Annotated in this window: 12 protein-coding genes; 11 read left to right on the top strand and 1 reads right to left on the bottom strand. The window is 35.3% G+C overall.

The genetic code is table 11. The annotated features are described in order from the left end of the window. The first annotated feature begins 330 nt into the window (after positions 1 to 330). The 9 genes from tatA to ACFILO_RS02480 all read left to right on the top strand — a co-directional run bounded on the left by tatA (position 331) and on the right by ACFILO_RS02480 (position 9065). Positions 331 to 633 carry a twin-arginine translocase TatA/TatE family subunit gene (gene tatA / locus ACFILO_RS02520; RefSeq protein ID WP_375652271.1) on the top strand — a complete coding sequence of 101 codons (303 nt, stop codon included), beginning with the start codon at positions 331 to 333 and terminating at the stop codon, positions 631 to 633. Between the two features lie 55 nt (positions 634 to 688). Then, positions 689 to 1093 carry a twin-arginine translocase subunit TatB gene (locus ACFILO_RS02515; protein ID WP_375612914.1) on the top strand — a complete coding sequence of 135 codons (405 nt, stop codon included), beginning with the start codon at positions 689 to 691 and terminating at the stop codon, positions 1091 to 1093. After that, a complete protein-coding gene (gene tatC, locus ACFILO_RS02510; RefSeq protein ID WP_375677782.1) occupies positions 1090 to 1872 on the top strand; it encodes a twin-arginine translocase subunit TatC in 783 nt (260 codons plus the stop codon). The genes ACFILO_RS02515 and tatC overlap by 4 nt, the downstream gene beginning before the upstream one ends. 61 nt (positions 1873 to 1933) lie before the next feature. Further along, the gene (serS, locus tag ACFILO_RS02505) at positions 1934 to 3211 is read left to right on the top strand and encodes a serine--tRNA ligase (RefSeq protein ID WP_375620754.1); all 1278 of its coding nucleotides are present in this window, start codon (positions 1934 to 1936) and stop codon (positions 3209 to 3211) included. A 133-nt stretch (positions 3212 to 3344) separates the two neighbouring features. Continuing rightward, a complete protein-coding gene (locus ACFILO_RS02500; protein WP_273791164.1) occupies positions 3345 to 4004 on the top strand; it encodes a protein-L-isoaspartate(D-aspartate) O-methyltransferase in 660 nt (219 codons plus the stop codon). Between the two features lie 155 nt (positions 4005 to 4159). Continuing rightward, positions 4160 to 5341: a peptidoglycan DD-metalloendopeptidase family protein gene (locus ACFILO_RS02495; RefSeq protein ID WP_375677781.1), complete on the top strand. Its 1182-nt coding sequence runs from the start codon at positions 4160 to 4162 to the stop codon at positions 5339 to 5341. Between the two features lie 685 nt (positions 5342 to 6026). Continuing rightward, complete coding sequence (gene yajC, locus ACFILO_RS02490; protein WP_375612910.1) at positions 6027 to 6479, top strand: preprotein translocase subunit YajC; 453 nt, start codon at positions 6027 to 6029, stop codon at positions 6477 to 6479. 462 nt (positions 6480 to 6941) lie between these two features. After that, positions 6942 to 7328 (top strand): Mth938-like domain-containing protein, encoded by a 387-nt coding sequence (locus ACFILO_RS02485; RefSeq protein WP_375606262.1) that lies wholly within the window; start codon positions 6942 to 6944, stop codon positions 7326 to 7328. Positions 7329 to 8204: 876 nt separating this feature from the next. Further along, complete coding sequence (locus ACFILO_RS02480; RefSeq protein ID WP_375645463.1) at positions 8205 to 9065, top strand: phytoene/squalene synthase family protein; 861 nt, start codon at positions 8205 to 8207, stop codon at positions 9063 to 9065. A 912-nt stretch (positions 9066 to 9977) separates the two neighbouring features. On the opposite strand, the gene ACFILO_RS02475 is transcribed toward ACFILO_RS02480, so the two are convergent. Then, positions 9978 to 11867, bottom strand: coding sequence for a peptidyl-prolyl cis-trans isomerase (locus ACFILO_RS02475; RefSeq protein WP_375612908.1), 1890 nt, complete (start codon positions 11865 to 11867; stop codon positions 9978 to 9980). A 154-nt stretch (positions 11868 to 12021) separates the two neighbouring features. Between ACFILO_RS02475 and tpiA the strand changes: the two genes are divergently transcribed. Continuing rightward, entirely contained in the window at positions 12022 to 12786 is a 765-nt protein-coding gene (gene tpiA, locus ACFILO_RS02470; protein WP_375612907.1) for a triose-phosphate isomerase, read from the top strand. A gap of 82 nt (positions 12787 to 12868) precedes the next feature. Beyond that, positions 12869 to 13321: a preprotein translocase subunit SecG gene (gene secG / locus ACFILO_RS02465; protein WP_375677780.1), complete on the top strand. Its 453-nt coding sequence runs from the start codon at positions 12869 to 12871 to the stop codon at positions 13319 to 13321. The last annotated feature ends 37 nt before the right edge of the window (positions 13322 to 13358 follow it).

Genomic DNA, 13358 nt, shown 5'->3' with positions numbered 1-13358 from the left:
TGTAATGATACGTAAAACATTGTGTAAAAGGAGAGACATTAGCTATAGTATTTACAGGAAGATGAGTAACCTAGGAAATCAGATGAAGTTATTTTAGAAAAGTTTTTAAGTGTTTTGAATTTTGTATGAGGCGGTTTATCATTGTTGAATGGTTTGTGTTATAGTACGCTAAAAAGGGATGAGAGGATAAAAAGTTCTTTTGCAATAAAAGCGTGTAATTGTTTTTAAGTTAAGAAGAAAATATACAAGTAAGATATTATATTTGATACATTCTTCAGAGGAAGCATGAATAAATGAAATCAAATTTAAAAGCATAAGTTAGAGAGAGTAATGGGTAATATTTTTTCACCAACGCATTTAATTGTAATTTTATTGATTATCTTTGTGCTTTTCGGTCGCGGTAAAATTTCTGAATTAATGGGCGATGTTGCTAAGGGAATTAAAGCCTTCAAAAAAAATATGAAGGAAGAAGATGACAGCATTGAGGATAAAGTTGAAATGGCTCCTACTTCCCAAATAATTGATGTAGAATCACAACAATCTCAGCCGTTATCGGTAAAACATGCAACAGCGCGCAGAAAGGTTTCTTCTGCTTCTAAAAAACGCAAAACATCTGTTGCTAAAAAACAGTAACAAAAACGCAATCATCATTGTGCATTATTTTTTGATGAGAAAGTCGAATTAAGAGATGTTTGGGATTGATGGACCAGAGTTTATCGTAATCTTACTTGTTCTCATCATTGTCGTTGGACCGAAAGATTTACCTAAAATATTAAAAACAGTAGCAAAGGTAAGAGCTCATATGTGTTCAACAGCAAATGAATTGCGTCATCAGTTTGATGATGCAATAAGACAAATCGAGCTCGATGCTTTGCAAAAAACATGTTCGAATATTAGCGATTCAAGTAAGAAGTTGACAGAGACTTTTGATCCCATTCAAAATACATTAGAAGATATCCACGATAATTTGGATGTTAAGGCAACACACCATAAATCAAAAAAAGATAAAGAAATTTTGGAATGCGATCAAAACGTAACCAATAAAGATACGACAGTATCTATTGCTTCTAAAGATAAAGAAGATATGTCATGAATGTTAAGAAAGATGAAGTTGATGCCCATATGGCACCACTTTTAGAACATTTAATTGAACTTCGTCAGCGAATTATTGCTGCCTTGGTTGCATTTATGATCGCTTTTATGATGTGTTTTCTTGTTAAAGATTATATCTTAATTTTTTTACTATGGCCATATCAGTGGGCAATGAAAATAGCAGGGGGTAATCCTGAGGGTATTCGTTTGCAATCAACGCAAGTATGGGAAACTTTTTTAACGAAGATGAAGCTTTCTGCTTTTGGGGGAATTATTTTATCTTTTCCCTATACGGCTTTTCAGTTTTATAGTTTTATTGCACCAGGGCTTTATAAAAATGAGCGGATGGCTTTTTTACCATTTCTCATTGGGGGGCCTATTTTATTTTGTATTGGGGGAGCGTTTGTTTATGGTCTATTAGCGCCAATAATACTATGGTTTAGCCTTTCTCAACAATTTCTTCCAGATGTTCATTTAAAAATAGAGTTTATAGTGCGTATTTCTGATTATTTGGGCTTTATGACATCATTTATCCTAATTTTTGGTTTGATTTTTCAATTACCTCTTGTCATCAGTCTTTTAACAAAAATTGGATTTTTAACGTCTCATGATTTGGTGTCTAAACGAAAATGGGCTATTTTGCTCTCTTTTATCATTGCGGCAATCATAACGCCGTCGGATTTTTTTACGATGTTTGCAGTGGCTTTACCAACAATAGCACTTTACGAGATTTCAATTTTAATTGCTTACAGTATAGAAAAGAGAAGAAAATCCGCTTAAGAAAAGTGTATAATCTTATGCGATAAGGAATGAATAAAAACAATATAAATGAGGAATTTTTATGCTTGATATTAAGTGGATTCGTGACAATCCTGAGAAATTAGATAAAGCACTCGTAAGTAGAGGTCTTGAGCCACAAGCTGAAAGGTTAATACAACTTGATCTTGCACGTCGGTCGCATATTGCTAAGGTGCAATTGGCGCAGGAACGTCGCAATGCTGTTTCAAAGGAAATAGGACAGGCTTTAGCGGTATCGGATCAGCAAATGGCTGAACGTCTTAGAGCTGAAGTTGAAGAGATTAAAGCTTTTCTTTCCTCTGCAACAGTGGAAGAAAAACAGCTGACGGAGAGTCTTGAGAAAATTCTTTCAGCACTTCCAAATATTCCATTAGATGATGTTCCAGAAGGTAAAGATGAAAGTGATAATGTCGTCATTCGACATTTTGGTACACCTCCAATATTTAATTTTACACCAAAGGAACATTTTGATCTTGGTCAAGATCTCAAACAGATGAATTTTGAACGAGCTAGTCGTTTGTCTGGAACACGTTTTACAGTACTTTCAGGGGCGTTAGCACGGCTAGAACGAGCATTAGGCCAATTTATGCTTGATGTGCATGTCAATGAGAATGGTTACACAGAAGTCTCAGTACCTCTTCTTGTTCGTGATGAGATTGTTTACGGAGCAGCACAATTACCGAAATTTGCTGAAGACCTTTTTCGTACAACAGATGGTCGATGGCTTATTTCCACAGCAGAAGTGCCATTAACCAATTTGGTCAACGATGAAATTTTTGAAATATCAGATTTACCACTGCGATTTTCTTCTTTATCTCCCTGTTTTCGTTCAGAGGCGGGAGCAGCCGGTCGTGATACGCGCGGTATGTTGCGTCAGCATCAATTTTGGAAAGTTGAAATGGTCTCGATTACCAGTGAAGAGCAGTCTTTAATTGAATTGGAACGTATGACGGAATGTGCAGAAGATATATTAAAACGGCTTGGTTTGCCTTTTCGCACAGTGGTTCTTTCTACGGGTGATATGGGGTTTGCAGCGCGTAAAACCTATGACATCGAGGTTTGGCTTCCTGGTCAAGAATGTTATCGTGAAATTTCTAGCTGTTCAGTTTGTGGAGATTTTCAAGGTCGCCGTATGAATGCGCGCTATCGTAAAGACGGCGATAAAAAATTGCATTTTGTTCATAGCCTTAATGGTTCTGGTACGGCTGTTGGACGTTGTCTTATTGCTGTACTTGAAAATTATCAACAGGCTGATGGATCAATTATTATTCCAGATGTTTTACAACCTTATATGGGAGGCATGCGCTGTATTACTGCTTAATTTTACGAAAGGAGAGACAATATGCGTTTATTGCCAAGAGGTGATGATACACAGACGCAAGTTTTTGCCATTTTAAAAGAAGCAGTTTGTCAGTATGATAAAAGTGTACCTCCATTGGAGATTGAATGATACTATGGGGCAAAAGGGTATTTTACAATTTCGTGAGGAGTTAGCCGCTCTTGTACTGAAAATGCGTAGCAAAGGCATTGATGACGTGCGATTTTTTTCGGCATTAGAGAAAATTCCGCGTCAACAGTTTGTTGCTGCTCCTTGGTTCAATAGTGCTTATGATAATAAAGTTATTCCCCTTGAGTGTGGTGAATATATGGAACGTTTGGAAGAACAACTCTTAATTCTTTCGGCATTATCGTTGAAAAAAAGGCATCGTGTCTTAGAAATTGGTACAGGATCTGGTTTTTGTACTGCTCTTATGGCATGTCTGAGTGACCGTGTGACAACGATTGATCGTTATAAAACGCTTGTTGATTTAGCACGCCAAAAATTTCAAACTTTAGGAATTGAAAATATTGTTATACGGCAGATTGATGGAAGTCATAGCGTGACAGGCTTAGGATCATTTGATCGCATTCTTATTTGGCCATCACGTTTTGATGAACCAAAGGAATTTTTAGAACTTTTAGCTGAAAATGGAATTCTCATTCAGGCGATAGGACCTGACGAAGGGGTACAAACGGTGACGCGCTATACAAAAATTGGTAGTCGATTTGAGTGTTTAGAACTGTTCCAAGTGCGTTACCAACCTTTTATTAAAGGCATTGCGGAGATACTTTAATTTTTACAAGCTAAGAAGTTTCTGCAAATTGTCTACGTTAAGTTCATTTTGATCTTATATAAAGATATTTATGAATAAAACATCTCATTTTAACTCTTCGGTAATTTAAAAAAGCTTTAATGGAGTGAGTTGATTATTGATGAGTGAGCAAAACGATGTGTCTAAAAGCTTTGGATAATATTTTCCAGCATAATTTTCAGAGAATAACTTTGTTAGCGGTGGTAACTATTGTTGCTGGTTGTAGTTCTGGTACACAGCGTTTTTCCAATACGTTCTCTCATCGTACGGTATCATCTCAATCAAATATATCAAGCACTATGTATACAGACCCGCGAATGCTATCATACGGTAGTGGTATGATACAAAGCACTGAATTGCCACCTGTGGAATCAAGCGATGATTCGTGGGGAGATGATAATTCCCCCTATAATTTTCCACATCAAGATAGGATAACTTCTTCTGATGGTCGCGTTATGGGCTCCCCTCCACGTAATCTTGGAACACTTTCTCGTTCACAAATGGATAAATCTCCTATTTTTCGGCGGAATTCTTATATTGTCCAGAGTGGAGATACACTGCTCAATATTGCACGACAAGTAGGGGTTAGTGTTGAGGCATTAAAATTAGCAAATGGTATAAACAGCAATTCCATTTATATTGGTCAGGTACTGGTTGTTCCAAGCAGGCGTACATTAGCATCTTCAAATGCACACAGTAATAACGATTGGGCAGTGTCAACAACAGAATCTGCATCCCAATCTCAAGTGATGTCCTCTATAAAAAACAAGAAGTCCTCTCCTATATATAAAGCTCCTGTAACAACGCCACCCTCTGCAAAGATGAACAAATCAAGTTCTGAGAAAAATTTTTCTAAACAGATGACGCAATTGAAACATGAGACTGGTTTGTCAAGTACTGTTACGAATACAGATAATATGACGACTCCGCAAGCCACAGGAATTTCTAAGATGCGTTGGCCAGTACGAGGGCGTTTATTAAGCCAGTTCGGTCAAAAAAAGGGAACAGTAATGAATCGAGGAATAGATATTGCAGTGCCTGAAGGGTCTTCGGTAAAGGCGGCAGAAAATGGTGTGGTTATTTACGCGGGAGATGGATTAAAAGAGCTTGGTAATGTTGTGATGATTCGACATGAAAATGATATTATCACTATTTATGGATGTAATAGTAAGCTTGTTGTTAACAAAGGACAAAGGATAAGGCGCGGTGATGAGATTGCTAAATCTGGTGTTTCAGGAAATGTTAAAACGCCACGTGTCTATTTTGAGATGCGTAAGAATTCATTACCTGTTGATCCCCTTAAATATTTAGAAAACTAATTTATTGATAACTTTGACATTTGAATAGTCTTACAGTTTATAGAAAATTCATGAAAAACAATTGATTTTCTTAAATCAATAATATAGCAGCAAAAAATCATTGGTTTCAGGAGAGTAGTTCGTTGGGGTCGTTAGATATTACCATCTTTGTATTTATGAAAGTGTAAGACAATAGTATCATACTGTTTGTCAGCTTTGAGTATTCCAATTGCTCTTGCATTTGAGAGAAGCATGAAAAAAGATATTTCACGCCTTTCTTAAAAAGTTTTTATCGACAGGCTCGTTTCATATGTGTGACGTGCAAGAAAATCGTTTTGATTAATTCAGAAGGTTTGAAATGAGATCGTTTTATTGTATTTAGATCTGTCATTTGATATCAAAAACGATAAATTATCTATATAAATTAAGTTTGTTCATTAGAAAAATTATCTTGTATAATTTATTGAGTTAGTGAAAAGATTTGTATTGTAGGATATACAATAGGGGAAAGTGAATCTATTTTTTAAGATTTTTCTCATTGTATTTTGGTATTCTGCCTCTTAAGGATTTATTGTATTTTTGTAAAGCTGTGATTAGATTATGTAGTTATTGCTTTTTATGATAAATTCTTTAGGAATTTTTTCTGTATCGGAATTTCATTTTAATAGAGTGGGAAATACCTGAGGTTTAACTATAGGAGATAAAAATGTTTATTACGAACGCTTATGCTCAAGTTGCAGGCGATGTTTCCGGTGGAATTTCATTTGCTAGCGCTGTCCCATTCATTTTAATTTTTGCAATTATGTATTTTTTTATCATTCGTCCACAGCGTGCCCAAATGAAAAAACGCCAAGAAATGCTTAATGCAGTACGTCGTGGTGATACAGTTATAACGGGTGGTGGTATTATCGGCAAGGTTACGAAGGTTCACGACGAGAGTGGTGAATTAGAGGTTGAAATTGGTGAGAGTATGAATATTCGTGTTATTCGCTCAACATTAGCTGATGTGCGCGTTAAAGGTGAGCCGGTTGCAGAAAAAAAATCAAAACTTAATGCTAAAGCAAAAAGACCACAAAAGTCTAAATCTAAAACGACAACGAAAGAAGATATGAGTATCTCTAAAGAGAAAAAAGCTATATCAAAGGAAAATGCATCTTAAGGTGTAATGGCAGTTTATTACATTTTTTAAGCATTTTTATAAAAAGCTTGGCAAGATCAAGACAATTTCATTGAAAAAGAGGCTTTTATAGTGGCTACAGAAAATGGAGTTTTTGTTTTCTTTAGATTATTAAAATAGTTGTTTTATTTATAGAATATTACGCAATTTTTTTCTGTTTTTTAAACAAGATCATTGTTTTTATAAAAAGCAATTTGTGAGTAAATAAGCTGAGGAAACTTTTTAAAAGATAGATTTATTTAAGCAGGTATAGCATTTTACAGCGGTTTATTCCCAAATTTTCATATATTTGTTGTATGAGAAGATTAGGGCATTATATAAAAATTTTCACTTCAATACTAGGCTATGTTTAACATATCAATGTTTATATCAGCCTTACTTTAATTTTTATGGTGAGAAGAAGCAAAGACAATTGGATTATTCAAAAATAAAAGGTGCATATTCATGTTCGATGCAATTCAAATTCGTGAAGCACATTTTCCAAGTCGCGCACCTATTGATGCTTATGGAAATGGTGGGTTTCGTTTTGCTGATATGTCTCATAGAGGTTCTATTATTTGTGTACCATCAGGTATTTATGGCATTGAGATGGCAGGGCCTGTTCCCACTCAAGGGGATATATCTCGTATTTTAGAAGAAGCTTCTGAAATCGAAGTTTTATTAATAGGTACTGGAATTGAATTATTACGATTACCTGAAGAGTTACGGGTGCTTTTATGGGAAAAACGTATTTCATCAGATACAATGAGTACGGGAGCGGCGGTGCGTACATTTAATGTTTTATTGGCTGAAGATCGCGCTGTTGCAGCGTTATTATTTGCGGTAGAATAGAGTATTGTTTAATAAAACAAAGGCTCTGGTCTAGCATGAAAGACTTGTGTGATTATTTTCTGCGCTGTAAAATACTGTCGTTTAAGGCGGTGATATAAGGGTATAGAATATACATAACTTAACACATTAAGTGTTTTTAAATACAGCAGCAAGTATTCAGGACAAAGTTTGCTCATAGTTCCTAATGAATCACATGAGTGATCAGCTCTTGGCACTTAAGACGGTTCATAAGAGGCATTTTAATTCTTTCTTATACAGTTTTACCTACAAGCCAGTTCCGCTTGTGACGTGCAAGGGAATAGTTTTTATTGATGTAACATGGAATTGGTTTGAAATGAAAGCATATCTACGATATTTGGGATTCTAATTTAACATACAAAACACAAAATTATCATTATAAATCAATGCGTTTATAGTAACAGAAACGTACCGAGAGCAATTGGATTTTTTAGAAATTGGTGTTGGTAAGAACCTTTGTCTTTTAGGATGGGGAGGAGGTCAATGATTTGATGAAGTTTTTGTGATCAGTGCATTTTTTATAAAATAACATTGTCATCTATCCACTGAAAAAGTGTCTTGCATTGTTTGTTGTTCAAGTTTTACTATGCATGTTACGATTGGTTTTTAGCTTTTTTATTGCAAATGAAAACTTGAAGTCCGATAAGATAAGTTTTATCAGAAAAATTATTTATTTAATTTTTTTCTTTCTAAAACGAAAAGGGACTAGAAAAGAAATTTTAATTCATAATACAGTTAAGAGACACATTTAAAAATCTTATTTTCTGAACTGTATTTGCTTATCCTTCATTTTTTAATATGAATAAAAAGAGGGTATTAATTTAATTGCTAAAAAAGGGACGTTAATAGGTTCATAGAATGATAGGCTCTCTTCCTTATTGTCTTGATATTTTACGTACCATAGATCGTGATCGCTATATATCGGTTTTATTTGCACCTAAAAAAAAGCGCCAAGCATTGGCTGCTCTTTATGTATTTAATGCTGAAGTTTCTCGTATCCGCGAAAGTGTACATGATCCACTCATAGGAGAAATACGGTTACGTTGGTGGTATGATGCTATTGCTCATGGTGAAATGCAAACGAGTGGAAACAATCCGATTTTGAATGATTTATTAAAAGCAATCACTCTTTTTAATTTACCTAAGGCAGCTTTTTTACGTTATTGTGATGCGCAAATTTTAGATCTTTATCACAATCCAATAGAAACACTTCATGATCTAGAGCATTATTGTGGTGAGACAGCAGGCATAATTTTACAGCTTTCTTGTCAGATATTAGATCCTGAAACTGCACAAGAGTTTACAGATATCTATGAACACGGAGGGATTTCTCAAGGATTAAGCGGTGTATTGCGTCTTTTATCATTCATGCAATCACGATATCAATATTATTTACCCACTGATATATTAAAGGCTGTAGGAGTGAATAGGGAAGATTTGGAATCTCATCGTCTCAGTGATCAACAAAAGGGTTGTATTGTTGAAGCTATGGTAGCATTATCGCGCGATCATTATACCCAATTTTACGAGTATTCTTGTATTTTACCGAGAGTTCTTAAGCCAGCTTTTCTTCCATTGGTCATTGTACCGGCTTCTCTTCAAAAAGCTATACAGCTGGGGGCAGCAATTTTTCAAGAGAGCGCAACTTTGCCATTGATGTATCGCTATTGGTTGATAACAAGGGCAGCAATAAGCGGCAATTTTCCAAAGATATTGTAAAAAAATATTACTACGTTGGAATGCGTAACATGTAGACTGATTTTTTCATATGAAGATAAAAGGAGCTATTGTGATTCCAAACCATTTTTTTGTTATAAAAAATGTTGATGTTTTGGTTGTTATGAACACAGAAGAATAAGAAATTTTATGATCTTGAAAATACGCTGTATTTCTTCATCAGTAATATGTTTTATTCAGTGTATTGGATGGGTGAGATGCAGAGAAAGAAAAACATAAGATAAATCTTAATACATTGGTTTGTTTGATGAAGAACTTTTAAGTACTCTGAATGTATTGATTGTAGCTCATTTGCAAATGAAATAAAATTTCTATTTTATGAGAGAAGTTATCTTAGCAGTCTATAAGTCTATAAAAAACTCTTATTTTTGAGAAATTATAACATCATAATTGATGACTGTTATGATTGATGAATATATTGATTTATAATGATAATACGTTTTTTCTTATATTGAATGAGAGTCTTGAATAGAAAAAGATTTCTCCATTTTTATAATGAATTTTAAAAATAGTTTTTTTATCTATTATAAGTTGGATGTGTAAATGAAATCATTTAAGGAAGAAGCAATACGCTCCCTATGAATGAATATTAAGAGTAGCAATATAATGAGCTATGAATGAATGACGATAGGGATGATGTTTATAGCTTAATGGGCGGCAACCTTTACGACCTTTGGATGGATAATGTTTTTTAATGCATTGCAAAAACGATTCTACATTCCATTGACTATTTTCTCGCAAATCCATACATGCACTGTTTTGCGAGAAAATGAATCATTATACAAACGCTGATCCTAAGATATGCAGACAAGAAACCCGTCTTACCTCTTCAACTATAGACGAAGAGCTGATGAAAACTTTATCAATAAGTTCTTAAAATTATGCACAATCTTTTTATTGGAGAGCGTTAAAGATCTGATTATAATTTGTGCTATTAATTTCCAAAGGATGTTCTTTATTGGCAACTTGTAGCATTTCTAGCTTGAGATCTTCTCTTATCATCATATCTATATTGGCGCGGACCTCAGTTGAAAGATTATGAGACGTGATATCTTTAGGCATGGTTACAGTCTTTATTTGATAAATGATACGGTTTGTTGCAACCGGACCTTTTATGATGCCATAATGACCTTTGGGAGCGGAAAATAATGCTTTAATGCCTTCAACGCCAAGGGTTTCAGATGAGTCTTGACGCCGGAGGGTTGGTGTTGTTTGTTTTGTAACACCAAGGGTATGAGCAAGAGCAACAAGACTTTTTCCTTCCGTGAGCTGTTTGAGAGCATTTTGGGCTTTTTCATCAAGAAGACGTTGGATTTCCTCATCTTTCCATTGAGAAAGAACATCTAGCTTAGCCTCTTCAAGTGTCTTATCACGGGAAGGAATAATTTTATCGACCTTGTACCAGAGATATCCACCATTTTGAAAAGAGAGAGGATCAAGATCGACTCCTTCGTTTGATTGATAGATGGCATTCAGTAAAATATCTTTTTGAGGTAAATCCGTGAGTATTGCACCTTCAAGCGTTTTTCCCGTTTTATCAATAGTAATTGTGCGCAAAGATAACTTGTATTGGTCAGCTAACTCTTTGAGAGAAGCACCCTCAAAACGAGCATTTTCAATGGCAGCATAATTGTTACGGATATCATCAGTAGCACGATTTTTGGCAAGTATTTGGCGAATATTTTCTTCTACACTTTCAAAAGGAAGAGAGCTTGAAGGTTCAATATGCGTAACGCGAATGAGAACAGGTCCCTGTAAGTCATTTATCACAGGACTGACTTGGCCTTGTTGAAGTTCAAAAATTTCAGATGTCAGATGATTAGGAAGTTCGTTTTCTGCGAGAGGACCTTTTTTTATGTCATTAAGAGTCTTTTTTTCAGCTTTTACCAGTTCATCAAAACTCAATCCATCAGCTATTTTTTTTGCTGCATTATCGGCTTCTTCGCGTGAGGGGAATCGCAGTTCTTCGAATGTACGCTTTTCAGGCGTTACAAAACGTGAAGCATTTTGTGTATAATAGGCTTTCGCCTCATCTGTTGAGATATCTTTAGGTTTTACAAAATCATTAAGTTCCATAGATAGCAAAGAGACAGTACGGTATTCTGGAGCACGAAATTGACTTTGATGTGTTTCAAACCATTTTTGTAATGTTTCGTAATCAGGATCAGCAATTGTTTTCTTTTCTTTTAGATCAATAACGAGATAATCAGCAATACGCATTTCTCCTTGATAAAGAGCAAGTGCTTTATAAAAGAGATTTGGTGCCTTCATATCAGAAAGTAAAGCAGCAATAAGCTGATTACGCTTTTCTTGTTTGGTGTAATAATTAAGAAAAGCACTTTCACTAATACGTAAATGCTGAAGATAGTTATAAAACAAGTTTTTATCAAAAGTGCCATTTACCTGGAACATCTTATCAGAACCAATCGTATGAGCTATTGTATCTTTTGAAAGACTTATTTTCATTTTACGTGCTTGTTCATCAAGCAGTACATTTTGTTGTAATTGATTAAATACAAAAGCAGGAATTTGGTATTGCTGCATTTCATTTGTTGTAAACATTCGTCCAAGATGAGCAGCATATGCTAAACGTGCGCTTTGATCGGCGAGTGCAAGACGATAATCATCGACAGTTACTGTGGACTTTCCAGAAGTAATAAGATCTCTTTCACTTTTTTTGTGTAACTGCGGTACCCCCCATAAAAGAATGAAGCATAAGAGTAAAATAGCAAGGAAAATTCTAAAAATCCAAGAATTTGTAGCATTTCTTATGATGTCAAGCATTGTTCAAGTCCATTTTTAATGTGAGTTATTATCAAAGCTGTAATGGAATTTGCAATAAAGGGATGAAAGATGCAAGCTTTAAAGACTTGCTTTCATTTTATAATTTGGTAACTACAGATAAACAATGTATTGTAAAAGCTCTTGAGGTGAAAATATGTCTCAAAATATTCGGCCTTTTCTTGCTGGAAATTGGAAAATGAATGGAACGAGTGAATCGCTTGGAGAGTTGCGTGCTATTGCTACAGGCGTTAGCTCTGATCTAGGTCATCTTTTTGAGGCGCTTATTTGTGTTCCAGCAACGCTTTTATCGCGTGCTTCTAATACGCTGAATGGTGAAAATCTCCTTTTGGGAGGACAAAATTGTCACTTTGATGATCATGGTCCTTATACTGGAGATATTTCAGCTTTTATGCTTAAAGAAGCGGGAGCAAGTCATGTTATTATTGGGCATTCAGAACGTCGTACAGTGTACCAGGAAAATGATGCGATTGTCTGTGCCAAAGTGCAAGCTGCGTGGCGAGCAGGTCTTGTGGCTCTTGTATGTATTGGTGAAACATTGGAGGAGCGTAATAATAATAAAGTACTGGATATTCTCACGCAGCAGCTTGAAGAATCTCTCCCAGATGATGCAACAGCAGAGAATACCATTATCGCTTATGAACCAGTTTGGGCGATAGGCACCGGCAACACAGCGACTCCAGAAGATATTGCAAAAGTACATCATTTCATTCGTGATAGGGTGCGCTCTCGTTTTGGTGATGAAGGCAATAAGATACGTTTGCTTTATGGTGGATCCGTAAAACCATCCAATGCATTTGAGCTTTTAAGCATTGCTCATGTTAATGGTGCTTTGATAGGTGGAGCAAGCTTAAAAGCGATTGATTTTTTAACTATTTGCGATGTTTGTCGTAAACTATAGCAGAGAAATTTGAGTTTCCCCTTGGATTGTGTGTTATTTATGTGTAAATAGCTATTAAAGAGTTATTTGAAGAGCAGGGTTTATGCAAACAGTACTTATAGTTATTCATTTTTTGATTGTGATTACTTTGGTTGGTGTTATATTAATTCAACCTTCAGAAGGTGGTGGGCTAGGTGTGAGTAATAGCTCAGGGTTGATGAAAACTCGTGGATCTCGAAACCCTTTAACACGTTTGACTGCTATTTTAGCCTGTTGTTTTTTTGTTGTGTCTATTGGACTTACCGTGGTGAGTAATATATCAAATTCTAGTTCTGATATCTTAAAGCGTATACCGGTTAATTCAGAACAGAATTCTACCAATAAAGACTCAGGATCAGTCCCATCGTCAGATGGTGAGTCCTCCCCTTCTATTCTTGAACAGCTAGGAGGCACTTCGAATTCTTCGCAGGAACAGAAACAGTCCACAAATCCTGAAGCAGAAAGTCCAGTTCCTCAGGTTCTTGAAAATACAGTTCCCGATAACAGTATAAAATAGTTTTTTAAGAAAACATAGACTTTTTAAAAAAGGTGAT

The organism is Bartonella sp. AP72JLCBS (genome assembly GCF_042195705.1).
Classification (GTDB): domain Bacteria; phylum Pseudomonadota; class Alphaproteobacteria; order Rhizobiales; family Rhizobiaceae; genus Bartonella.
The sequence above is the reverse complement of the archived record's forward strand: the minus strand, read 5'-3'. Positions and strand labels throughout refer to the sequence as shown.